This is a genomic window from Paenibacillus sp. FSL W7-1287, from assembly GCF_038004245.1.
Classification (GTDB): domain Bacteria; phylum Bacillota; class Bacilli; order Paenibacillales; family Paenibacillaceae; genus Pristimantibacillus; species Pristimantibacillus camelliae.
In genome coordinates, this window is the sequence record NZ_JBBORD010000001.1 from 728,948 (window position 1) to 752,369 (window position 23,422).

At 43.3% G+C, this 23,422-nt stretch carries 22 protein-coding genes; 14 read left to right on the forward strand and 8 right to left on the reverse strand.

Features of this window, described 5'->3' with window-relative positions:
• The first annotated feature begins 125 nt into the window (after positions 1 to 125).
• The 6 genes from NSQ99_RS03415 (at position 126) to NSQ99_RS03440 (ending at position 5,457) form a co-directional block, all read left to right on the forward strand.
• Positions 126 to 875, forward strand: a complete 750-nt coding sequence (locus tag NSQ99_RS03415) for a methionine ABC transporter ATP-binding protein (RefSeq protein ID WP_340835056.1) — start codon at positions 126 to 128, stop codon at positions 873 to 875.
• Complete coding sequence (locus NSQ99_RS03420; RefSeq protein ID WP_340835058.1) at positions 868 to 1,530, forward strand: methionine ABC transporter permease; 663 nt, start codon at positions 868 to 870, stop codon at positions 1,528 to 1,530. The genes NSQ99_RS03415 and NSQ99_RS03420 overlap by 8 nt, the downstream gene beginning before the upstream one ends.
• Positions 1,531 to 1,551: 21 nt before the next feature.
• Positions 1,552 to 2,406, forward strand: coding sequence for a MetQ/NlpA family ABC transporter substrate-binding protein (locus NSQ99_RS03425; protein ID WP_251666961.1), 855 nt, complete (start codon positions 1,552 to 1,554; stop codon positions 2,404 to 2,406).
• Between the two features lie 222 nt (positions 2,407 to 2,628).
• The gene (locus tag NSQ99_RS03430) at positions 2,629 to 3,498 is read left to right on the forward strand and encodes an NAD-dependent epimerase/dehydratase family protein (protein WP_340835059.1); all 870 of its coding nucleotides are present in this window, start codon (positions 2,629 to 2,631) and stop codon (positions 3,496 to 3,498) included.
• A gap of 577 nt (positions 3,499 to 4,075) precedes the next feature.
• Entirely contained in the window at positions 4,076 to 4,207 is a 132-nt protein-coding gene (locus NSQ99_RS03435; protein WP_340835061.1) for a hypothetical protein, read from the forward strand.
• A gap of 380 nt (positions 4,208 to 4,587) precedes the next feature.
• Positions 4,588 to 5,457 (forward strand): DMT family transporter, encoded by an 870-nt coding sequence (locus NSQ99_RS03440; RefSeq protein ID WP_340838719.1) that lies wholly within the window; start codon positions 4,588 to 4,590, stop codon positions 5,455 to 5,457.
• 36 nt (positions 5,458 to 5,493) lie between these two features.
• Here NSQ99_RS03440 and NSQ99_RS03445 read toward each other — a convergent pair whose 3' ends face one another.
• Positions 5,494 to 7,065, reverse strand: coding sequence for a BCCT family transporter (locus NSQ99_RS03445; RefSeq protein WP_340835062.1), 1,572 nt, complete (start codon positions 7,063 to 7,065; stop codon positions 5,494 to 5,496).
• A 149-nt stretch (positions 7,066 to 7,214) separates the two neighbouring features.
• Here NSQ99_RS03445 and NSQ99_RS03450 point away from each other — a divergent pair, with 149 nt between their 5' ends.
• Both NSQ99_RS03450 and NSQ99_RS03455 read left to right on the forward strand, forming a co-directional pair.
• Positions 7,215 to 7,481, forward strand: coding sequence for a hypothetical protein (locus tag NSQ99_RS03450; protein WP_340835063.1), 267 nt, complete (start codon positions 7,215 to 7,217; stop codon positions 7,479 to 7,481).
• A 167-nt stretch (positions 7,482 to 7,648) separates the two neighbouring features.
• A complete protein-coding gene (locus tag NSQ99_RS03455) occupies positions 7,649 to 8,551 on the forward strand; it encodes an SDR family oxidoreductase (RefSeq protein ID WP_340835065.1) in 903 nt (300 codons plus the stop codon).
• A 70-nt stretch (positions 8,552 to 8,621) separates the two neighbouring features.
• On the opposite strand, the gene NSQ99_RS03460 is transcribed toward NSQ99_RS03455, so the two are convergent.
• The 5 genes from NSQ99_RS03460 to NSQ99_RS03480 all read right to left on the reverse strand — a co-directional run bounded on the left by NSQ99_RS03460 (position 8,622) and on the right by NSQ99_RS03480 (position 12,933).
• A complete protein-coding gene (locus tag NSQ99_RS03460; protein WP_340835068.1) occupies positions 8,622 to 9,470 on the reverse strand; it encodes an SDR family oxidoreductase in 849 nt (282 codons plus the stop codon).
• A gap of 66 nt (positions 9,471 to 9,536) precedes the next feature.
• The gene (locus NSQ99_RS03465; protein WP_340835070.1) at positions 9,537 to 10,136 is read right to left on the reverse strand and encodes a glycosyltransferase family 2 protein; all 600 of its coding nucleotides are present in this window, start codon (positions 10,134 to 10,136) and stop codon (positions 9,537 to 9,539) included.
• Positions 10,137 to 10,206: 70 nt separating this feature from the next.
• On the reverse strand, positions 10,207 to 11,241 hold the full coding sequence (locus tag NSQ99_RS03470; RefSeq protein WP_340838720.1) for a polysaccharide biosynthesis protein: 1,035 nt from the start codon (positions 11,239 to 11,241) through the stop codon (positions 10,207 to 10,209).
• Positions 11,242 to 11,293: 52 nt separating this feature from the next.
• Complete coding sequence (locus NSQ99_RS03475) at positions 11,294 to 11,896, reverse strand: glycosyltransferase family 2 protein (RefSeq protein ID WP_251666953.1); 603 nt, start codon at positions 11,894 to 11,896, stop codon at positions 11,294 to 11,296.
• Between the two features lie 230 nt (positions 11,897 to 12,126).
• Positions 12,127 to 12,933 (reverse strand): helix-turn-helix transcriptional regulator, encoded by an 807-nt coding sequence (locus NSQ99_RS03480; RefSeq protein ID WP_340835072.1) that lies wholly within the window; start codon positions 12,931 to 12,933, stop codon positions 12,127 to 12,129.
• A gap of 59 nt (positions 12,934 to 12,992) precedes the next feature.
• On the opposite strand from NSQ99_RS03480, the gene NSQ99_RS03485 reads away from it, so the two are divergent.
• A complete protein-coding gene (locus tag NSQ99_RS03485) occupies positions 12,993 to 15,857 on the forward strand; it encodes a glycosyl hydrolase 115 family protein (RefSeq protein ID WP_340835073.1) in 2,865 nt (954 codons plus the stop codon).
• A 232-nt stretch (positions 15,858 to 16,089) separates the two neighbouring features.
• On the opposite strand, the gene NSQ99_RS03490 is transcribed toward NSQ99_RS03485, so the two are convergent.
• Positions 16,090 to 16,515 (reverse strand): Rrf2 family transcriptional regulator, encoded by a 426-nt coding sequence (locus tag NSQ99_RS03490; RefSeq protein ID WP_340835075.1) that lies wholly within the window; start codon positions 16,513 to 16,515, stop codon positions 16,090 to 16,092.
• 200 nt (positions 16,516 to 16,715) lie between these two features.
• Between NSQ99_RS03490 and NSQ99_RS03495 the strand changes: the two genes are divergently transcribed.
• The 3 genes from NSQ99_RS03495 to NSQ99_RS03505 all read left to right on the forward strand — a co-directional run bounded on the left by NSQ99_RS03495 (position 16,716) and on the right by NSQ99_RS03505 (position 18,908).
• The gene (locus NSQ99_RS03495; RefSeq protein WP_340835076.1) at positions 16,716 to 17,354 is read left to right on the forward strand and encodes an NAD(P)-dependent oxidoreductase; all 639 of its coding nucleotides are present in this window, start codon (positions 16,716 to 16,718) and stop codon (positions 17,352 to 17,354) included.
• A 231-nt stretch (positions 17,355 to 17,585) separates the two neighbouring features.
• Entirely contained in the window at positions 17,586 to 18,110 is a 525-nt protein-coding gene (locus NSQ99_RS03500) for a helix-turn-helix domain-containing protein (RefSeq protein WP_340835077.1), read from the forward strand.
• A gap of 93 nt (positions 18,111 to 18,203) precedes the next feature.
• Positions 18,204 to 18,908, forward strand: a complete 705-nt coding sequence (locus tag NSQ99_RS03505; RefSeq protein ID WP_340835078.1) for a YhfC family glutamic-type intramembrane protease — start codon at positions 18,204 to 18,206, stop codon at positions 18,906 to 18,908.
• Positions 18,909 to 19,118: 210 nt separating this feature from the next.
• Here the strand turns inward: NSQ99_RS03505 and NSQ99_RS03510 are convergent, their stop codons facing one another.
• On the reverse strand, positions 19,119 to 20,081 hold the full coding sequence (locus NSQ99_RS03510) for an acetylxylan esterase (RefSeq protein ID WP_340835080.1): 963 nt from the start codon (positions 20,079 to 20,081) through the stop codon (positions 19,119 to 19,121).
• A gap of 225 nt (positions 20,082 to 20,306) precedes the next feature.
• On the opposite strand from NSQ99_RS03510, the gene NSQ99_RS03515 reads away from it, so the two are divergent.
• Together NSQ99_RS03515 and NSQ99_RS03520 are read left to right on the forward strand one after the other, a co-directional pair.
• Entirely contained in the window at positions 20,307 to 20,999 is a 693-nt protein-coding gene (locus NSQ99_RS03515) for a hypothetical protein (protein WP_340835081.1), read from the forward strand.
• Between the two features lie 287 nt (positions 21,000 to 21,286).
• Positions 21,287 to 23,356, forward strand: a complete 2,070-nt coding sequence (locus tag NSQ99_RS03520) for a bifunctional aldolase/short-chain dehydrogenase (RefSeq protein WP_340835082.1) — start codon at positions 21,287 to 21,289, stop codon at positions 23,354 to 23,356.
• Positions 23,357 to 23,422 lie beyond the last annotated feature (66 nt).

Below are 23,422 nucleotides of genomic sequence, written 5' to 3' on the forward strand. Positions count from 1 at the left end.
ATTTTTAGTCATGATTTATGATTAACAGTTGGTTAGGGCTCCCAGCAATATGACACGCCGACGAGTTTAGGCTATAATTAATATCGCTGTAACATCCCTCTACACCGTAGAAAGGGGCTATTGTCGTGATTACATTAAGTCATGTGAGCAAAAGCTTTGCACAATATCGAGCTATTCGCTCGGTATCGTTAACCGTTAATAAAGGCGAAATACACGGCATCATCGGACCAAGCGGAGCGGGTAAATCAACATTACTGCGCTTAATGAATGTGCTTGAAAAACCGGATCAGGGAGAGGTTGTTGTCAATGGTCAGCAATTAACCCAATTAAGCCAAGCAGAGCTCAGGAAGGCCCGGCAATCGATAGGGATGATTTTTCAGCACTTTAATTTATTAAGTAATAAAACGGTGTATGCGAACGTCGCGATTCCATTAGAGTTGGCTGGTTACTCCAAAAGTGAGAAAGAAGCACGAGTGATGGAATGTCTTGCTTTTGTTGGGCTTGATCATGCAGCCAAACAATATCCAGCTCAGCTTAGCGGTGGACAGAAGCAGCGGGTAGCCATTGCTAGAGCACTCGCTAATCAACCGCAGGTGTTACTATGTGATGAGCCAACGTCATCACTGGATTCCAGTACAACAGCGGAAGTGCTGCACGTATTACAAAAAATAAATCAAACACTAGGTGTAACGATTGTGATCGTAAGCCACGAGCTGGATATCATTAGAAGCCTATGTCATCGCGTATCGGTTATCTCAGAGGGCGCGTTATACGAGACGGTTGTTAATGAGCCTACTGGCATACAGCAGCTTGAGAAAACCCCTCAAAGCTTCGTGCAGAAGCTGAAGGAAAGGGGAGGCGATCACCTTGCCTGATATATTAGTACAGTATCAATCTGAAATTATGGAATCGATTGGTGAAACGTTTATCATGGTAGGAATATCGGTGCTTGCTGCTATACTAATCGGTTTGCCGATAGGCACTTATCTTTATCTTTGCAGTAAAGGGAACCTGCTGCAAAACCAATTCGTTTACTCTATACTTAATGTGCTAGTTAATACGATTCGTTCATTTCCGTTTTTATTGCTCGTTGTGTTCATGATTCCTTTTACGAGAATCATTGTAGGCACAGCAATAGGCACCATTGCAGCTACGGTTCCTTTGGCGGTTATTGCAATCGCGCACTATGCCCGCTTGGTCGAGCAATCGCTGCTTGATGTGCCGAGAGGTGTATTGGAGGCAGCGGTATCGATGGGGGCATCCGTTCAGCATATTATTTTTAAGTTTTTATATGTTGAGGCTAGAAGCGGTCTATTGCTTGGTCTTACGACATCTACAGTGAGCTTTATATCTTATTCCACCATTATGGGCGTCGTTGGGGGTGGAGGGATTGGAGATTTTGCGATTCGATATGGCTATCAGCAATTCAAGACAGATTTGATGTTCTATGTTATTATCATCATGATTATTCTAGTGCAGCTTATTCAATTTGCGGGCACGACAATATCAAGAAAAATAGACAAAAGATAATTGGAAAGTGGGAGAAACAACATGAAAAAAATACTTTACTCTGTGCTGCTTTGTGCGTTGCTTTTAACTGCATGCGGCCAAAACAATGCCGGCAATGCGAACAATGCTGGAAATGTGGATAATACAAGCAGTAACCAGCCTGAACAAACAACCGAAGTAACAACATTAAAGGTTGCGTCACTAATTCCGCCAATGACAGAGATATTAGAGCTTGCGAAGCCTATGTTGGCAGAAGAAGGTATCGAGCTTGAAGTACTTGTATTAAGTGACAACGTTCAACCAAACAGCGCGCTTTGGGCGAAAGAAGTTGATGCGAACTTCTTCCAGCATGTCCCTTACATGGAGGAGTTCAATCGCAACAATGACTCAGAGCTAGTACCGGTTACTCCTATATATTTTGCTAACTACGGAGTATATGCTAAGGATTATGCTTCAATGGAGGAGCTGCCTGAAGGTGCTGTTATCGCAATCGCGAACGATGTGTCTAATATTGACCGCTCACTATCGCTGCTAGCTCAGCATGAGGTGATCACGCTTCAAGAAAAAACAGGTCCTTACTACACACAAAAGGATATTATCGAGAACCCGAAAAACTATAAATTTGAAGAAGTTGACCTGCTTATGCTTGCTAGAATGTATGATGATGCAGACGCGGTTGTCATGACACCAGCTTACGCTGCTCCACTTGGATTAACGCCTAAAAGCGATGCGCTGCTTACTGAAGGGGTAGAAAACGATTTTGCTATTACCCTTGTAGCACGCAGCGATAATGCTAATTCTGAGCCGATTCAGAAATTAGCAGCGGCGATGACAAGTGACGAGGTACGCGAATTTTTACAACAAAATTACGATGAAACGGCTATTCCAGCGTTTTAATTCAATATTGATTGAAAAGCAAAGCCATTCACAATGATGTGAATGGCTTTTGCTATGCATACGAAAGTGTCATTTGTCAAAAGATTGTTTACTGATTAAACAAAGTATGATAATCTGTGGTTGTCCTGCAAGGCAGTCTGAACGACAGCTATTGTGAGACATCCTGCAATGAAACCATGAAATGATATAATCTGTACCCATAAAGTGAGGAGGTAACGAATAATGACAGAAAAGAAAAAGAAGGTCGTCGTAACTGGCGGCAGTGGTATGTTAGGGAAGTGGGTTGTGAAGCACTTTGTTGAGCAAGGCTATGAAGTGCTCAGCGTAGATACACGCCAACCAGAGGAGGCGGTGTGTCCCACACTGATCGCTGATCTGGATGATCTAGGACAGACGTATAGCGTGCTTGCTGGAGCAGATGCCGTCGTTCATATGGCAGCGGTTCCAAGAGTAGGTATCGTCCCTAACGATGCTACCTTCCGCAACAATGTTATGAGTACGTATAATATTTTGGAAGCGGCTTCTACGCTAGGCATCAAGAAAGTAGTTATCGCCTCAAGCGAATCCTCGTACGGTATTTGCTTTGCTGTGCATCCGTTAGCTCCAGAGTATGTACCGATGGACGAAGCACATCCACAGCTGCCTCAGGATAGCTACGGTTTGTCCAAAGTAGTTAACGAATTAACGGCAGATATGTTCCATCGCAGAACGGGAATTCAAGTGGTGTCATTCCGACTAGGTAACGTCATTCAGCCAGACTGGTACGAACGTTTCCCTTCATGGATTAACAATCCGGAGGAGCGCGAGCGTATACTATGGAGTTATATTGATACTCGTGATGTGGCAGAGGCATGCCGTCTAGCTATTGAAGCTGATGGACTTGGATCTGTTGCACTTAATCTAGCTTCCGATGAAACAAGCATGGCGGTTCCAAGTCGTGAGCTTATGGAAGCGCGCTATCCTCAGGTTCAAGACTTCCGTGCGCCGCTAGAAGGGCATGAAGCATTGCTAAGCAGTGATAAAGCAATGAAGCTACTAGGCTGGAAGCCTAAATACAGATGGCGTGAAGAGCTGGATAAGCTGAATAAATAAGCGTGAAGAGATTGCCCAAGGGCAATCTCTTCTACCATTAAATAGAGGGTTATATTATTTAACATCATTTAAATAAGCGTTAAAAAAGTTCGGCTTTCAGCGCTCCGCTTAACCATCTCTACGCTCGAACCTTCCTTCGTCAGGAGGTCGCTTTAGAGATGGTAAGCTCCGCTGTAGTTGTTGTTAGTGTACCAAAGGGGATTGAACGTTAGTAGAAAACGAGTAGCGCAGCGTACGGTATTGGTACGTGAGCAACGGAGTTTTCGGTGCTCCGCTTACCATCTCTACGCTCGAACCTTCCTTCGTCAGGAGGTCGCTTTAGAGATGGTAAGCTCCGCTGTAGTTGTTGTTAGTGACCAAAGGGGATTGAAAGTTAGTAGAAAACGGGTAGCGCAGCGTACGGTATTGGTACGTGAGCAACGGAGTTTTCAGCGCTCCGCTTACCATCTCTACGCTCGAACCTTCCTTCGTCAGGAGGTCGCTTTAGAGATGGTAAGCTCCGCTGTAGTTGTTGTTAGTGTACCAAGGGGATTGAAAGTTAGTAGAAAACGGGTAGCGCAGCTTACGTTTTTGGTACGTGAGCAACGGAGTTTTCGGTGCTCCGCTTAACCATCTCTACGCTCGAACCTTCCTTCGTCAGGAGGTCGCTTTAGAGATGGTAAGCTCCGCTGTAGTTGTTGTTAGTGTACCAATGGGGATTGAAAGTTAGTAGAAAACGAGTAGCGCAGCGTACGGTATTGGTATGTGAGAACCTAAAATTTTTTCGTAGAAAACATACTACGGAAGCATACCCTTCGGTTGAGCCCCATATTCGCCGTCGAATCAACGACGAAGCCAGACATCGTCATCAAAGACGAACATATTTAACAACAACTAAAATAAAAGTTAAAAGCGTTGGGCTTTCAGGACCAAGAAGATGGGGTAAAACTAGAAAACGAGTAGCGCAGCGTACGGTACTGGTACGTGAGCAACGGAGTTTTCGGTTGAGCCCCATATTCGCCGTCGAATCAACGACGAAGCCAGACATCGTCATCAAAGCCAAACGCTTTTAACATCCTCTAAGAAGAAGGTGCAAGTGTGGGCTATATCATGCTACTCCTCGCAACCCTAGCGTGGAGCTTTGTCGGAGTGTTAGTAAAAACAGGCGCAACGATGGTCGATAGCGCCATCATAACGTTTGCAAGATTCTTTTTCGGTGTTGTTTTTTTAGGACTATATCTTTACATCCGCAACGGTAAAATTAATGTGCGTCTCGGCCTCAAGTGGATATGGATAGGGGCAATCGGTAAGGCGCTCAATTATATATTCGAGAACATTGCTATTCATATTGGCTATTCCTACGGAAATATTCTCGTTCAACCTGTGCAGACGGTCGTATTACTGCTGGCTGCAGCTTTGCTGTTCAAGGATAAAATTACGAAGCGCAGCTGGGTCGCCGCCGTGCTATGTATTATAGGTGTAATCATCGTAGGCTGGAATGGTGTTCCGTTGCATGAGCTGCTTAACGGTGGTGGTATAACAACTATTCTGTTTATACTTGCTGGTATCGGAGCGGCCGTACATGTATTAAGTCAACGTATGCTTATCCAGACGATGGACAATGGTAATATGAATGTTTCCATTTTTATCATTAGTACATGTCTAGTCACGCTGCCTATTCCCTTTCAATCTGAAGGATTTGTTGGTCCAGTTACGGTTTGGGCTTGGGGAGCACTGCTGCTGCTAGGCTTAATTACAGGGTTTAGCTTTTTATGGTCGGCAGAAGCGATTAAACGTGTACCATTTACGATTGTCGCGCTTGCTGGTAACTGTACAGTATTATTTACGATTCTGTGGTCGTATCTTTTCTTCAACGATCCGATCACCATTTATGTTCTTGCAGGCACGTTTGTGTTTGTAGCGGGGCTGTTGTTGCTTAATATTCCAATGCCTCGTCTGAAGGCTCGGCTTAATTCTTAGAGTGCTAACTAAAAAACAACAAGTAGAAACATTGTTCTACTTATTGTTTTTTTTCTTTTTATCTAGCTCCTGTTGACTTAGCTTTTCAAGCTGACGGAATCGTTTAAGGTCAATTTTACGTATCGGCAGAGGCTCAAAGCGTACCAGCTTAATAACCGCTGCAATTAACAGGATAAGTAGGATGGTAAACGGAAGCGCTGCAATAAGCGAGGCCGTTTGCAATGCTTCGAGTCCACCTGCGTAAAGCAGCACGCCAGCAATGACAGAGATTAACACTCCCCATACTACTTTTAGCTTTTGGGGCGGATTTAAGCTTCCTTCAGAGGTCATGCTTGCCAAAATATAAGTTGCTGTATCACCAGACGTAACTAAGAAGATCAAAATAAGCACCATCGATACGATAGACGTAATGCCCGAAATCGGTAAGTATCGAAACAGTTCGAATAGCGCAGAGGTTACATCTGCATGTACCGTTTCTGCAATTCCAGTATTTTTTTTCAGGTCTAACCATAGTGCGGTTCCACCGAAGGCTGCAATCCAAAAGCAGGCGATAACGGGAGGGAAGATAATGACTCCGAGTATAAATTCTCGAATCGTTCTTCCTTTAGATACGCGCGCAATAAATGCGCCGACAAATGGTGACCAAGCAATGGCCCAAGCCCAATAAAAAATAGTCCAATCTCGAATCCATGTACCTCCTCGATAAGGCTGAAGTCTTAGACTATAGGAGATAAAATTCGATAGGTAATCCCCTATCGCTAAGGTGAAGGTTTCCAATATGAAGACGGTTGGACCGGTAATAAATACGAACAACAGTAAGCCTACGGCGAGTGCAAGATTCAAATTACTTAAATACTTCATGCCTTTATATATCCCGGATGAAGACGAGAGCATATACAGCAGGAAGATAATCGCAATTAAAAGGATTTGAATCCAATTCGAGCTTTTGATGTTTAGTACTGAATTTAGCCCTCCGCTCAATTGCATAACGCCTAGTCCGATCGATGTTGCAATACCCATAACGGTTGCAATGATAGATAGGGAATTAATCGTATGCTTAACGAGTGGCCGCCCTCCTGTTACGGGCTCTAAAGCTGTGGAGATCAGCGCGTCTTTCTTCTTGCGAAATTGTAGAAAGGCCATGACTAAGCCAACGATGGCATACACTGACCATTGACTAATACCCCAATGAAAAAATGCATAGCCCATGGCGACTCTCGCTGAAGTTTCAGTTAGTCCTTCCATATCAAAGAACGGTGGAGTATAGAAATGACTCATTGGCTCTGCGACTCCCCAAAATACTAAGCCTACCCCAAGTCCTGCTGCAAATAACATACCGATCCAAGAGAAATAAGGGAACTCGGGTTTTTCATGCTCTTCTCCTAGTCGAAGGCTCCCATATTTTGTGAACACGAGGCCGATTAGAAATACAGCAATGATAAAGACTGCTAGCAGGAAAAACCATCCGAAATACTTTGAGATGATGGAGAAGATACTTTTCGCTACCTCACCAAACCAATTCGGTACGATTGCACCGATAATCGCAAAAACTAAAATTACTACGGCTGAAACTGCGAATACTGGGTTTTTCCACATTTTAATCATCATGTCACCTCTAGATCATTATTTCACCGACTCGGTTAATATATGCAATGACAGCAAGGAACAAATAGAAGAAGAGCTGCGCATAATTATCGGCCACCGTTACAACACTAACCTTGGATATTTGATCATTGTTGATTAAGGGAGGAAATTATATGGCTAAGCACTCAGAAGTCAGTTGGAAGCAGGATCACCCGAGTACATTGTTCGGCTACGCTGTTCAGAGAGCTAATCGCGCGGTAAAGCAAGCGATGTCACATCCATCGGATCAAGTCATTGATCAAGCATATCAATCCATCTCTCATGCAGAGAATGCATTTCAAAACGCTGCTCAGTTCAACGAGCATATGGACATTGTGCAGCAAAATCAAGAACAGCTTGAGATAATGAAGCAGCAGCTGCAGGATACTGAGGGACAATAATCGATCATATCCAATCCGAGCATGGAGCAATATCCGCTTCATGCTCGGCCAATACAAAACTTTTCTAATCAATCATCTACACGTCATGGATAGCTTAAATACTTGTTGTCACCAATTATAGTTAGGCGAATAGTGTAGTACAGCAGAAACGAAAGGAGGAAGTAGTTATGATTCCAGGTTATCCTCATTATGGCTCGGAAACAGAATGCAAGGAGAGTCCGATCGCCTTTCCACCTCAACATCAAAATATCCAACCAGGTCTCGAATATGAGATGTCTCCGTTACCGATATCTGATAACCCTGATTACAAGGGGAGTGGAAAATTAAAGGATAAGGTAGCGATCGTGACGGGAGGCGATAGTGGCATTGGTCGTGCCGTTTCCATTGGCTTCGCAAAGGAAGGCGCCAATCTCGTCATTACGTATATGCCCCATGAACGCAAGGATGCTGAGCTTACGAAGCAAATGATAGAGGCATGCGGACAGAAAATCGTACTTATAGAGGGTGATTTAAGAGATGCGTCTTTCTCCAAATCGGTTATTAAACAAACCATTGATCATTATGGCAAGCTTGACACGCTTGTCTTGAATCATGCGGTTCAGTACCCTCAGGAAAGTATATTGGATATATCCGATGAGCAGCTCGAGCAAACCTTTCGTACGAATGTGTATCCATTTTTCTACATGTCAAAGGCTGCTTTGCCTCATCTAAAGCAAGGGAGTACGATAATATGTACAACTTCCGTCACAGCCTATGAAGGACACAAAAAGCTCCTCGACTATTCTGCAACGAAGGGAGCCATCGTCACCTTCACACGATCTTTGTCTCAGCAGCTCGTAGGTCAGGGCATTCGAGTCAATGCAGTCGCTCCTGGTCCAATCTGGACCCCGCTCATCGTATCAAGCTTTTCAGAAGAGGATGTTAAGAAGTTTGGTGTAGATACTCCGATGAAGCGCGCAGGACAGCCATTCGAGCTGGCACCAACTTATATTTATCTGGCATCGGATGACTCGTCCTATGTGACAGGCCAAGTGCTGCATGTCAATGGCGGTACAATGACAGAGTCATAGTTTCAGCCCCATCATAAACAACTAAACAGCCAGCTTCCTACCGAGGAAGCTGGCTGTTTAATACCTAGCATTATTTATAATGAGGATATAGATCAGGATGCCGCTCAATCCATTCTTTCATCTCCACAATCATCTGCTCGTACGAAGGAACCTTGAAGCTAAAATCAGTACGATGGTTAATTAATGTTTTATCAACTCTAACAGAGCTGGATGGCCGAATTATAAGCTCATTATTTTTGAAATGCTTGTTAAACAGCTTGAGCAGCTCGTACTTGTTAATGCTGGTTGAATGAACTAGATTATAAAGACCTGTTAGCTGTTCTTGTATAGCTGCCTCCATTGCCTTGGCTAGTGTCAGGGTTGTGACGCCAGTCCATATTGCCCGTTCATATCCGTAAATCGTTCCTTGCTGCTTCATAAACCAATTAAATAGTCCGATTCCAGCTTCGTTCATATCAGGTCCGATAATCGAGTTGCGGAATGTTAAGCTATTGCGATTATGAAGCTCACCTAATGCTTTCGTTCGATCATAAAAGGTTCTGCCATCTGGAAAGCTAATCTCATCATATGGAGCAGATTGCCCTGAGAACACACAGTCTGTGCTCATATGAATAAGCAATGTTCGAGAATTCTGTAGCTTCTCATACAGAACATGCGGCAAGTAGCTATTCACATAAACGGCCAGTGAGGGGTTAGCATCACAGGCATCGTTCAACATTCCAATACAGTTAATGACGGCGTCATATGGATAGGATAAGAGCGTATCCAGTAGATGCAGATTTGTAATATCACCGCATAGATTGTTGCCATAAGGAACTGGCTTGCGGGAGAAGGAAGTTACTTTATGACCTTGCTCTAAAAAGTATAATGCTATCGTATGACCAGCCATTCCACTCGCTCCAAGAACGAGGATATGCATGACCATTCTCCTTTCTTTCTGTAAGCATTGCATTCATGACCATTTGTCTATAGCTTTGCTTTTCAATTATTTTAATCTACGTACGTGCAAATCTGATTCTGAGTTAGGACGCGGGTAATTGTACCAGTATGCAATGATATCGGTATATTTACAGCGTGGCTGCTTATCGACTAACGCTTTATTAAAATCCCAATCTCCGGCATAGGCTTTTTTTGTTGTAAATCTAGCATCACCTATAAAGCTTCTTCTAATAATTTTGAATTGGCCAGGCCAAAGATAACCATCAGTAGGCAATTTGCGAATCAATCTTCCTACTCTTGTGATCATATTGTAGTAGTAAATATCGTATTCTCCGTTGACCTGTGCTAACACGTCTCGAATTTCAGGTAAATACTTGTCATCACTATCAATAATCGCAATATAGTCGCCCGTTGCTTCTTGTATGAGGCGATTATAACTTTCACTTGCGCCAATATTCGTCTCATTTCTAATTATCTTTAATTGGGGGCAATGCTTCTGATAGTCAATACATAGACTTAATGTTTGATCCGTAGACGCGTCATCACATATTATAATTTCATAAGCATATTCCTTTGGAATGCTGTCTAGCATCGCTATTATCCATTCCTCTTTGTTATAGGCCGGAGATAAAAAACTAATCTTCATCGTATCACCTCGTTGCCATTTCATCGGATATTGATTCACATATCTCGATATTAAAACAGTTCGCTTGTGTCTATCCGACAGAAGGTTTACCATGCCACTGTAACAGCTCCTCTTGAATATATGGAAGTTGAAGCAGCTTTTCTTTAATTTCGTTGACCGTAAGAATATTGGTGTTGTTCGAATTATATTCTTCGGTGAGTGTAATTTTCTGAGAACCAGTTTCTATATATTTTCCATAGTTAAGATCTCGGTTGTCCGCAGGGACGCGATAGAAATTCCCTGAATCAATCGCTTTAGCAGCCTCTTCCTTTGTAAGCAGCACTTCATAGATTTTCTCCCCATGCCGTGTGCCAATGATTTGAACTTCATTGTCAGCTTTGAACAGCTCCTTTAGTGCCTGCGCCAAATCACCAATGTAAGAAGCAGGAGATTTTTGTACCATAATATCTCCGTTTTCAGCATGCTGGAACGCATAGAGCACCAACTCCACCGCTTCCTCAAGACTCATAATGAACCGTGTCATATGATAGTCGGTTATCGTAAGTGGCTTACCAGCTTTAATCTGCTCTACGAATAAAGGGATAACTGATCCACGAGAAGCCATAACATTGCCATATCTCGTCCCGCATATTAATGTGGTTGACGGATCAACTAATCTTGATTTGGCGATAAAGGTTTTTTCCATCATCGCTTTTGAAATACCCATTGCATTAACAGGATAAGCGGCTTTATCGGTCGACAGGCAGATGACTTTTCTTACCCCTGCATGAATAGCTGCTGATAGTACATTGTCGGTGCCAATTACATTCGTCTTCACAGCTTCTAACGGATAAAACTCACAGGAAGGAACCTGCTTCAATGCTGCAGCGTGAAATATATAATCGACTCCATGTACCGCATAAGCAATACTCCCTGGGTCACGTACATCTCCAATATAAAATTTAAGCTTGTTATTGTTGTAAAGCTTACGCATATCATCCTGCTTCTTTTCGTCCCTAGAGAAGATACGAATTTCTTTTAGATCAGATTGCAGGAATCGCTTCAATACCGCATTGCCAAAAGAGCCTGTGCCCCCTGTAATAAGCAGTGTTTTGTCCTTAAACATCATCTCCGCACCTTTCCTGTTGTTCTATCGATTAGGCCTATTGCGATGCTACTCATCCCTTCAGACCTCTTCTGAATAAGTCATATTCTGAATTTGTACGAGGGAAGTTGTACCAATAGGCGAAAATTCCCGTATATTTGCGTCGCGGATTTTGACTAAGTAATACATTATTAAAGTCGCGATCACCCGATCTGTCTGTTCTTACCGTGAACACAGCAGGACCTACGGCAAGGCGTCTAATAATCTTGAATTGTCCGCACCATTCATAGCGACTCGCTTCTGTAATGACGAATTGCTGCCCAATTTTTGTGATCATATTGTAATAATAAATATCGTGCTCACCATCAACCTGTGCCAGCACGTCTCGAATCGTTGGCAGATACATATCATCGCTATCGATGATGCATATATAATCACCGGTAGCCTCTGCAATGAGACGATTATAGGAGAAACTAGCCCCTTGATTTATCCCGTTTTCTAGTATTCGTAGCTGCGGACAGCGCTTCTGATATTCTTGTAAAATAGCAAGTGTTTGATCAGTAGACCCATCATCACATATTAAAATTTCATAGGCGTACTCCTTTGGAATGCTGTCTAGCATCGTTATAATCCATTCTGCGCTATTGTAGGCAGGACTCAAAAAGCTAAATTTCAACGATATCCCTCATTTCAATCATGAGATAATTCACTCAAATACTATATGCGGACAATGGTTGAAGGGTTCATAAAGCAGTGAGAGAGCCTAGTAGATTTATAGAAAAACTAGAAAAGGCTCTCGAGTAATCGAGAGCCGCTGGGCGCTGGAAGGTAGTTGTACGGGCAGGTTATGTTTAATAATTACAAATGATGTTGTAATCCTCTATGGTGGATAAATAGCAAGGAAAGCTATAATGCAGGTGTGCTGGGTGGAAGCGGCTTACTGACCGTTGAAGGCGGATAGCCCTTCATCGCTTTAAATAGGTTGCTAAAATATGAAACGTCATAAAAACCGCAGCGCTCCGCCGTTTCTGTAACGGTAAAGTCTCCGGAGGAGAGCATCATTTCGGCATGGTTCACCCTAACACGGTTGAGATATTCCTTGAAGGTGGTGCCCGTATGCTTCTTGAACAGCTTTCCTACATAGACCGGATGCAGCTGTAGCAAATCGGCGACTTCCTTCACACTCAGTGGATGCGCATAATGCTCGTTGACATAACGCATCATTTTTGTAACGCGAGGGTCGATAGGATCGGCAGATATACGGTAAAAATTAGCTAGCAAACGATGAAGAATTAGCTCGAACAACGCCCGAGCATGCAGCTGATAAAGAGGCTGCTGAGTAATCCATACATGCTTGAATTCTCGGATGTAGTCAAGGATTTCCTTCGTTATAAGCTGCTTCGTTACGATATCGAACGGCAGCTTAAAATCGTTATAGGGTGCCTCCCAGTGGAAGTTAAATGGAAAAGCATGCATCGGAGAAGCTTCAAACGTATGTGCCTCTCGTATCATTCCAGCTGGAATGTATAGCAGATCACCAGCTTCTACCGTATATTTCACTCCGTTAATGTAGTAATTAGCCTTGCCATCAATGACGAAGGTAAGATCGTGAAAGTCATTTTTGCGTTTGGCTATGATCCAATCGGGAAAACATTTTCGTTCATTGAACAAAAATATGTTCGGGACAAGATTGTGGTAGGCTTCAATATTCAAGGCTTGACCACCTCAGTATTCAGGTAATAGTTAAATTCGATATCATGGAGGTGTTTAAGATGAGTCATCATCTTACGCAACAGCAATATAACGTTACACTTGTTCACAATGGAAAAGCTGCTCCTATCTATATTGATGCATCCGGACAGGATGGATCAGGCCTTAAGCTTGTTGCTCAATCCCTAGCTTCAGACATCGAGCTCGTAACTGGTGTGCTGCCGACTGTCGTAACAGAGCAAGCAGAGACCGCTTGCGATATGGCGATCGTAGCGGGTACGCTTGGCAGCAGTAAGCTGATTGATGAGCTGGTTGCCAAAGGTAAGCTGGAGCTTTCTTCTTTAAAGCATAAGCGTGAATCGTTTCAGATTCAAGTGATTGAGCAGCCGTTTGACAATGTTGCACAAGCAATCGTCATTGTCGGCAGCGAAAAGCGAGGTACGTTCTACGGACTTTATCATATATCTAGTCTAATTGGTGTTAGTCCTTGGGTGTATTGGGGCGATGTTCAACCAGCCAAGTCAAGTGAAATAAGCATTCCAGCGAGCAAGCTGAGCTACACGTCTAAGGAGCCATCGATTAAATACCGCGGATTTTTCTTAAACGATGAATGGCCATCTCTTGGCTCTTGGGCAATGAATCAGTTCGGCGGCTTTAATGAAGAGATGTACAAGCCGATATTTGAATTGGTGCTTCGTCTAAAAGGAAATTTCATGTGGCCGGCGATGTGGAGTGCTGTATTCAGTGAGAATGGAAAAAGCTATCCGCTTGCCAATGCTGAACTTGCCGACGCTTACGGCATCGTGATGGGTACCTCACATCATGAGCCATTATTCCGTGCAGGGGAAGAGTGGCAGCACATTTATAAGCAGTATTCTGAAAGTAACGAGTGGGATTTTGAAGTGAATCGCGAAGCCATTACACGTTTTTGGGAGGATGGCGTCATTCGCAATAAGCACCTAGAGAGCATCATTACGCTAGGTATGCGCGGTGAGCGTGATTCCGAACTAGGCGGTACACTCGAACAGAATATTAATCGATTAAAGGATATTATTATGACGCAAAAGTCGCTGCTTAAGAAGCACGGACTGGAGCATGCTCCGCAAGCGTTGGTCGTCTATAAGGAAGTCGAGGAGTTCTGGCATGGCAGTGATACCATTCCTGGCTTGAAGCATTGGGATGTGCTCAATGATGTAACGATCATGCTATCTGATGATAACTTTGGTAATATGCGAACATTACCGGTGGAGGAAGATAGAAATCGTCCGTCCGGTTGGGGGATATATTATCATTTTGATTATCATGGAGGCCCACGCTCCTACGAGTGGGTGAATACAACTCCGCTTGAAAAGGTATGGGAGCAGATGACGATGGCCTATGAGTATGGCATTCGCGACATTTGGATCGTGAACGTTGGTGATTTGAAGCCAAATGAGCTGCCAATCTCTTACTTTATGGAATTAGCCTACAACTTTGAAGAGCTAGGCACAGGTCAATACAATAAAACACAGCCATTTATTAGACAATGGGCGAAGCAGCAGTTCGGTCATGTCGTGAGTGATGAGACGGTAGAGGACATTGCCCAGCTGTTGAACGATTATACACGTATGAACGGAAAACGTAAGCCAGAGGTCATCTATCCGGATACGTACAGCTTCACTGAATATAAGGAAGCCGGACGGATGCTGGAGGAAGCGTTGGAGATCGAGCGTAAGGCAGATGCCGTTGCTAAGCAGATTCCAGCCTCACATCAAGATGCGTACTATCAGCTTGTCTATTATCCTGCCGTAGCGTCGGTAACTGTCAAAAAGATGAACCTGTATGCAGGCTGGAATCAGCTCTACAGCAATCAGGAGCATCCGAGCCAGCTCGCTAATACGTACGCTGTTTTAACGGAGCAGGCAATTAAGCGCGATCAAGAGCTAGAGCAATATTATAATGAGACGATGTCTGGCGGAAAGTGGCGGGGGATGATGTCCTCTCCGCATGTAGGGTATGTCAATTGGAACGCGGATGGTTGGCATTATCCAGAGGTAACGAGCGTGCAGCCGCAGCAGGAGCAAGCGAAGCTTATCGTTCATGCAGAGGGCAGTATCGTCATAGAGCAAGGTGCTCTTCGACCTTTCTATGACCTTATGCCTGAGAGTAAGAACTTGACGATCTCTAATGGCGGTGTGGAATCGTTCGAATATAACGTTTCTACTAATCAAGATTGGATCGTATGCGAGCCGGCGATCGGCCATGTGACCACTGGAGAATCAATCGAAGTGTCGATCGATTGGGCGAAGCTGCGCACTAGTGGTAGTGGAAGCTTGAGCATTAGTGGAGCGGGTCAAACGGTACAAATAACGATTAGTGCACAGCTTGTTGATCGTTCAGAGCTTCCTCAGGAGACGTTTATTGAGACATCTGGTGTTATTGCTATTGAAGCAGAGCATACGAGTGCACGTGTTGCAGCACCACATACAGAGTGGCAGGTCATCGAGCAATATGGTCGCTCCTTATCATCGCTTAAGCTGCTTCCATCAACGGCAAGCTTTAAGCAAGTGACGGACGCACCTTATGTGGAATACAAAATCTATGCAGCAGAAGATGCACAATACGAATTAACGACAGTGCTGGCACCGAGCAATCCGCTTAGTGTTGATAGCAGGCTCCGTTACGCTGTAGCGTTTGATGAGCAGGAGCCGGTTGTCGTTGATACGGTTAGCGAGCATTATACGCCAGGCAAAACACATGACTGGGAGCAAGCTGTGCTGAATAATGCGCATCTAAAAACAACAACGCACCAGCTAACGAAGGGCGCGCATACATTGCGAATCTATCATCTGGATGCAGGTATTGTGCTGCAAAAGCTCGTGCTGTCGAGAGGATCATTACCATACTCTTATTTTGGACCACAGGAGAGCTATTTCCACAAAGGATAGTCATATGAACTAACACGGCTAATCGATCTAATGGGATAAGCTTAACCTATAAGCAATAGTAAGTCTGGTTCAGTATTAAGCAGAAGTGGTCTATCTTCATCGTATGAAATAAAACGATACAAATAGAGCTCTCTAGAAGGTTTATACCTTAAGAGAGCTCTATTTATGTTGTACCTGTATTTGATTCTATCAGTTAGTTGACCAAGCTTTTGATCCTGAAATCCGAGATCTTTTAACCTTTATTAGAAATGTCTGTAACAATATCTTTAATCGTAATATGATTTAACACTTTTTCCATGGCAGACTGTGCCGTTATAAGCACTGGTCCGATTGCTTCTTGTATATTACGGCCGACAGGGCACTGTGGATTAGGCTGATCATGAATACTAAACAATTCATTCTCACTTACAACTTGAACAGCTTTGTACACATCGAGCAGCGTAATGTCAGATATTTTTTTTGCTAATTCAGCGCCAGCAATACCAGGCCGTACATGGACCAGTTGAGCTTGCTTAAGCATACCGATAATTTTTCTAATGACGACAGGATTTGTATTCACACTGTTTGCGATAAACTCTGACGTGCTTACCCCATCTTTATTCAACTCAATGAGGGCAAGAATATGAATGCCGACCGCGAATCGACTGCTAATTGACAACTTTAACCCCTACCTTCAACGCATGATCATAGCATCTTGTTATTATCTATCCTACACCTGTAATTCATTCAATTACAAGCATATTATTCATCGCTGAACGAATAATAACAAAATAAATTGACAAGCGTCGTAAATGTAACTATTATAGTTACATGTAACAACAATGATTACAATTGATCTATTTTGAGGAGGAATATAGGATGAGAATCGCAATAATTGGTGCAAGCGGTAAGGCAGGCAACCTAATTATGAAGGAAGCGCTAGAGCGTGGACATGAGGTAACAGCTATCGTTAGAGATGCTTCTAAGCTTAATGAGAAGAGCGTTACGGTCATTGAAAAATCTATCTTCGACCTGACAACGGATGACGTAAAAGCGTTTGATGTTGTCGTGAATGCCTTTGGTGCTCCTATAGGTGAAGAACAAGCGCATGTTGATGCTGGACATGCTTTAATCGAGGCAATAAAAGGCGCAGAGACTAGAGCGATTATCGTAGGCGGAGCTGGTAGCCTTTACGTAGATGAACAGAAAACGTTAAGAGTAATGGATACTCCTGATTTTCCGGATATGTTTAAGCCAACAGCTACAGGTCAAGGCAGAAATCTAGAAGAGCTTAAAGGTGCATCAGATGTAAAGTGGACATTTATTAGTCCTTCTGCAATGTTCGATCCGGAAGGAAAGAGAACAGGGAAGTATCAATCAGGTAAGGACCAGCTTCTTGTAAACGCTAAGGGTGAAAGCTATATTAGCTATGCAGATTTTGCGATCGCGGTATTAGACGAGATTGAAAACCCTAAGCATATGAATGAGCGCTTCACCGTTGTGGGCGAAGCAGAGTAACGGAGCTGAATATAAGTCGCATCGAACCAATAGCTTCTATGTAGGGACTTCTGTATTTTTATCGGAGTGACTGTAATATGGGCAATGTGTCGTTATTGTAACCATAACGATGCATGCCCTTTTTATATGTTTATGCCTCCTAATTTGACGATTCAATCAGAACTACAGTATAATGACATTAACATTATCAATGTTGATAATAATTGTGGAGGCACCAGGAGGGAATTCATCTTGAAAAAAGCAGAGATTATATTACATCCTGTCAGAATGCGTGTCATTCAGTCGCTTGTCCGAGGAGAACGCATGACCGCTCAGCAGCTTCAGGAGCGTTTAGTTGATGTGCCTCAGGCTACACTCTATCGCCATCTAAAAAAACTCGTTGAGTCAGGGGTATTGATGGTTGCGGAGGAGATTCCGAACCGCGGCACTCTTGAAAAGGTATATACGCTCCCAGAGAAGGGGGCCGAAATTTCCGTTGAGGAGCTGGAGCAAGCATCCCCGGATGACCACATGACCTTTTTTATGAACTATCTAGCAAGCCTAATTGGAGAATATGGTCGGTACATTCATCAGGATCATATTGACTTAGTGAAGGACGGCGTATCCTACCGTCAATTCTCAGCATATCTGACAGAAGAAGAAAACTTGAAGATGCTCTACGATATTCGAGATATTGTGCTAAAGGCAATGAAGAACGAGCCTAATGAACATCGCAGAAAAAGATTACTGTCGATTATCGATTTTCCAGAGATTTAGGGAAGCAATCATATTGACAGCTTCTCGTTCTATTGTTATCATTATTGATAATGATAACAATAGTTGTGTATACAAAAAGGGAGAGATTTAGTTATGAGTACGACGATACCACATGAGCAGCTTAATGATCGATTCAAAAAAGCAACAAAGAAAGCATTGTTGATATTACCTGTATATATCCTTGTGCCCATATTGTTTATGTCAGCTTTTTATGCTGCAGGCTATGCGCCAGATTGGAAGGCGTTCGGCCTAGGTGCGCTTGGCTGGTTTGTCGCTCTATTACTGCGAGGTCCGGTAAGCGCGTTAGTTGCCAAGCTTCCTGAGGAGAAGGGACGTAACATCTTAGCGTTAAGCTCAGGCCCGCTAGAAGAATCTGTAAGGCTGTTGCTTGTCGCATTCACGTCTGTTGCTGCATCCTCTGCAGGCATTGTTGCTGCTGGGCAAGGCTGGGCCGCTATAGAAGTACTGTTCACGATTGTCAACATTGTGGCGCTAACTACACTCGCCAATAAAACGGATGAGAAAGCGATGGAGGCGAAGAAATTTTTAGCGGCACAAGGTCAGCTTAATGTAAGTCCCTTATGGGGTGTAATAGAGCGCATATGGGCTTCAGCTTTTCATATCGGAGCAACAATGATCGTAGCCTTCAATCCGTGGACGGTCATTATACTTATCCCTCTGCATAGTGGCTTGAACTGGTTCGCGGTACGTTTTCTTAATCAATCCTTTTTAAAGTCTAATATGTTCGTTGCTATTGTTGGCGTGATTACGTTTATCGTTGGCCTTCTGGTGCTGTAAAGCATAATTCACAAAACGCAAAATGAAAAATGCGTCTTATCTCCATATTCGTTCATAACAAAGGACTTAACGGCTATCAATAAACCGTTAAGTCCTTTGTTCTTAAGGATCGTATATTTAGCTTGTGTGTCGTTAATCAGTGTCTCCAAAATAATCGTTATACCTGAAGCGACTCCTGCTAATCTTCAGGCAATGGAGAAAAAAATAAGGTTATTTACTTAACAGATGTTGATATACAAAGTCGATAGCTTTTTGCTGCTGAGCCGGCTCTACTACATGCCCTGAGAAAGGGTAAATTTCCAGCTGCTTTTGCTCAGATACAATGGAGCGATAGAATGGGAAAATCTGCTCTGGTGTACATACCGTATCCTTAAGTCCAACACTCATTAAGACAGGCGCTTGTATACGATCAGCCATATGAATTAATTCAAAATAGCTTAGTGTCTCGAGAACCGTTTGCAGCTGTTCAGGTCTTCTTCTGCAGAACTCGGCAATCTCAGTCAACGAGCCTGTGGAATGTAGAACACCATAATCGATATGACACATATTCGGAATGTCTGCAACGAGCATACAGATCGTATCATCAAGTGCTGCAAGCAACGACGCTAGTCCACCGCCTTGGCTTGCCCCAATTGCCCCGATACGTGCAGTATCAATCTCTGGTTGATCCTTGAGCCAGCTGAGGGCACGCAATAGGTCAACCGCCACTGCTTTATAGTAGCAATGATCGGGATCAAGCAAACCTTCCGTAATCCATCCCTTTGCTATACCGTGCGTACTACCAAGCGTATTTCCTGTATCCTTCCCTTGACCACGTACATCAACGGACATAACAGCAACTCCCATAAGCAGCCATTGTGCATGCTGATAGCTATTGCTCCGCCCTCCCATATAGCCAGGCATCGTGATGAGGCACGGAACTTGCGCCTTAGAGGCTGCTCCTTCAGGGAGAGATAATGTTGCATGAATTGTCGTGCCAGCGTAGCCCTCGAATGTAACCTCATACGTATGTACACCTTGCATATAGGTTGGGCTTAGCTCCCGCTGGCCATTAACCGTCGTGGCTAAAGCTTCTTGCTTTACACGGTGCCAATATTGTTCGAAATCCTTAGGCTTAGTCAGGTGAATCTCGTAGTTGTGCAGATCATTAATCCGTTTCTCTATTGCATTCATCGTAATCTTCTCCTTATATATTTAACTTTGAAAGATTGTCTACATCTGTATCACTATGAGCATTAACTTGCCCAAATAAATTGGCCTCATCATTCTCATAACTATTAATAGGTATTATAACTAGAAAAATATCTAATATATATTTATTTCATATAAGTTGTAACTAATATCTATTATGAAACGTCACATTATATATTGGAAAGATCATTAAATGGGAGGGATTACATGATGTGGAAAATAGGATTCGCTTTAATGTTGGTTTTAATCATTTCAGGATGTGGAACTAGAGAAAATGAAGAAAAACAAACGCCTGCAGCTGTAAGTTTTTCAGATTCTTCTAAGTTAGAGTTAATTAATCTTGATGGAATTAGTGTGTTTGGTGATAAAGTTTCAAACGATTTATATACAGAAATTATTGTAAAAAATGATATGAACGAAAAAAAATTTTCTTGGTCTAATGTAACAAACGAAACCTATTACCCTGAATTGATGATAGATGATATAAATAATGATCACAAGGAAGAATTAATAATTATACTTACAAAGGCATATGGAACAGGATTTAATCAACAAGAAGTTCATATCCTTAACAAAGATAATTTGAGTGAATTTGCAATTGAAGATGCCGAAAAATATGTAAAGAATAATAAGGAATCAAGTATCGATCATGTAGATGGGAAAGTTAAAGTAACACTAAACATTGGTGAAGAGCGTTTCGAAAAAAGCTATGATGAATCAATGGTGGAACAATGGAATGAAGAAATTGGATTTGGAAATATAATCAAATACGAAGTCATAGATCATAAACTTATAGCTACATTGGCAGGGAGTATATCTCCTGTTGAATATGCTTTATCAGTAAAGTTAACATACAGTGATGAATTGAAAATTCAATCAGTTATAATAGAAGGCGAATAATTCGATCAAAATAATACTAGATCTAAAAGAGCTTCTCGTCATTTGGCGGGAAGCTCTTTTAGCTGGGACTTACCCCTGCTTAGTAGGCTTTTTTAATTCATATGAAGAATACTCTACCACTGATTATTTGTTAATCAGCCCGATTCCCTTTGTTCGGTATTCATGTTTTAGCGTAATACTATTGAAAAAAGGATATATACAAAAATAAACAAAGGTGATAGTATATGATACATAGAATATCAAAAACAAACAAACATAAAACAATACAAATAAAGGGAGGCATTCAATTGGTACAAAATTTATGGAATGCAGCAGATGCTCCACAGCAGGCGAACGGACTTGAGCAGCTTGTGTATCGCTCAAATATGATCGGTTCAGATCGTCGCGTATGTAACTGGGGTGGAGGTAACACCTCTAGTAAAACGAAAATGATAGACTTCCGTGGACAAGAGATTGATGTCATGTATGTAAAGGGCAGCGGCTCGGATCTAGCTACGATGAAGGCTCAGCATTTTACAGGGCTGAACCTGAGCTATATACAGCCTTTATTAGAACGTGATGAGATGAGCGACGAGGATATGGTCGCTTACTTAAGCAACTGTATGATTGACAGTAAGCATCCTAGAGCTTCGATAGAAACGCTACTGCACGCTTTTCTACCATTCCCGCATGTCGACCATACGCATCCTGATGCGATTATTAGCATCTGCTGCGCGGATAACGGTAAGGAAATTGCGAAGGAAATATTCGGTGACCGCTTTGTGTGGGTGCCTTATGTTCGTCCTGGTTTTACACTATCGAAGATGATCGCCGACGGGGTTCGCTCCAATCCACAGGCAGAGCTTGTGCTTATGGAAAAGCACGGTCTTGTCACTTGGGGAGATACGTCTGAAGCGTGCTATGCACAAACGATCAACATTATAAATGAAGCAGAGCAATATATTGAAGCAAAGGTAAATGAAGCGAAGCTGTTTGGTGGTCAGAAACACGCCCCACTTGCACCAGAAGCACGCCAAAGTGTAGCCGGGCAAATTATGCCGCTTATTCGTGGCCTAGTTAGCGATGAGAAAAAAATGATCGTTACATTCGATGATGAAGCTGATGTGCTTGCATTTGTTGGAGGCAGTGCATCTCAGCAATTATCTCAGATCGGTGCTGCTTGTCCTGACCATCTTGTTCATACGAAGGTTACCCCGCTATTTATTGATTGGGAGCCGGGTGAGCAGGATATCGATGGCTTAAAGCAGCGATTGGTTGAAGGCTTGTCAAGCTACAAGGAAGGCTATAAAGCATACTTTGAGCGCAATAGTGAAAACAACGAGGTGATGTTTGAGGCTGCACCGCGCGTTATTCTCATCCCAGGCGTCGGTATGTTCAACACCGGGAAGAGCTGGGCGATGTCCAAAGTAAGCGGAGCGCTATATCACCGCGCTATTGCCGTCATGAGAGGCTCAACAGCGCTAGGCAACTTCGTTTCATTAAGTGAGAACGAGTCATTCCACGTAGAATATTGGCCGCTTGAGCTTTACAAGCTAACGCTTGCTCCAGCAGAGATGGAATTCTCTCGTCAGATCGCATTTATTACTGGTGGTGCAGGCGGCATCGGCAGTGCAACGGCGCAGCGCCTAGTAGAAGAAGGTGCACATGTTGTGCTGGCTGACCTCAATCTGGAGGGTGCTCAGAAGGTAGCAGATGAGCTGAATGCAAAGTATGGCGATGCTCGTGCATTAGCTGTGAAGATGGATGTAACGAAGGAAGAAGAAGTGCAGGCAGCCTATGCCGAGGCCGTGCTGCAATACGGCGGCGTTGATATTATCGTAAACAATGCAGGTCTGGCAACGTCTAGTCCATTCGATGAGACATCCTTAAAGGAATGGAACTTGAACATCAACGTGCTGGGCACAGGGTATTTCTTAGTTGCAAGAGAAGCGTTCAAAATTATGAAGCAGCAATCGATTGGCGGCAGCATGGTGTTTGTTGGCTCTAAAAACTCCGTTTATGCCGGTAAAAATGCGTCTGCCTATAGTGCAGCTAAAGCATTAGAAGCACATCTTGCACGCTGCATTGCAGCAGAAGGCGGAGAATTCGGCATTCGTGTCAATACGGTGCTCCCAGATGCAATTCTGCAGGGCTCAGCGATTTGGAATTCTAACTGGCGCAACGAGCGTGCAGCAGCATATGGCATTGAACCGGATCAGCTTGAGGAATATTACCGCAAGCGCACGACGCTGCTTGTTAACATTTATCCGAAGGATATTGCAGAAGGCATTGCATTTTTTGCATCCTCCAAAGCAAGCAAAACGACAGGCTGCATGCTGACGATTGATGGCGGGGTGCCTGCCGCATTTACAAGATAGCATCATTTTTCATCATGCGGCGCAAGAGCAGCAGATGTTGCATCAGTTCTTTGCCCCTTAGGCCTT

Coding starts and splice junctions, on each gene's coding strand:
- NSQ99_RS03425 (WP_251666961.1), top strand. CDS start 1,552: ATGAAAAAAATACTTTACTCTGTGCTGCTTTGTGCGTTGCTTTTAACT.
- NSQ99_RS03430 (WP_340835059.1), top strand. CDS start 2,629: ATGACAGAAAAGAAAAAGAAGGTCGTCGTAACTGGCGGCAGTGGTATG.
- NSQ99_RS03440 (WP_340838719.1), top strand. CDS start 4,588: ATGCTACTCCTCGCAACCCTAGCGTGGAGCTTTGTCGGAGTGTTAGTA.
- NSQ99_RS03445 (WP_340835062.1), bottom strand. CDS start 7,065: ATGATGATTAAAATGTGGAAAAACCCAGTATTCGCAGTTTCAGCCGTA.
- NSQ99_RS03450 (WP_340835063.1), top strand. CDS start 7,215: ATGGCTAAGCACTCAGAAGTCAGTTGGAAGCAGGATCACCCGAGTACA.
- NSQ99_RS03455 (WP_340835065.1), top strand. CDS start 7,649: ATGATTCCAGGTTATCCTCATTATGGCTCGGAAACAGAATGCAAGGAG.
- NSQ99_RS03460 (WP_340835068.1), bottom strand. CDS start 9,470: ATGCATATCCTCGTTCTTGGAGCGAGTGGAATGGCTGGTCATACGATA.
- NSQ99_RS03465 (WP_340835070.1), bottom strand. CDS start 10,136: ATGAAGATTAGTTTTTTATCTCCGGCCTATAACAAAGAGGAATGGATA.
- NSQ99_RS03470 (WP_340838720.1), bottom strand. CDS start 11,241: ATGTTTAAGGACAAAACACTGCTTATTACAGGGGGCACAGGCTCTTTT.
- NSQ99_RS03485 (WP_340835073.1), top strand. CDS start 12,993: ATGAGTCATCATCTTACGCAACAGCAATATAACGTTACACTTGTTCAC.
- NSQ99_RS03495 (WP_340835076.1), top strand. CDS start 16,716: ATGAGAATCGCAATAATTGGTGCAAGCGGTAAGGCAGGCAACCTAATT.
- NSQ99_RS03505 (WP_340835078.1), top strand. CDS start 18,204: ATGAGTACGACGATACCACATGAGCAGCTTAATGATCGATTCAAAAAA.
- NSQ99_RS03510 (WP_340835080.1), bottom strand. CDS start 20,081: ATGAATGCAATAGAGAAACGGATTAATGATCTGCACAACTACGAGATT.
- NSQ99_RS03515 (WP_340835081.1), top strand. CDS start 20,307: ATGATGTGGAAAATAGGATTCGCTTTAATGTTGGTTTTAATCATTTCA.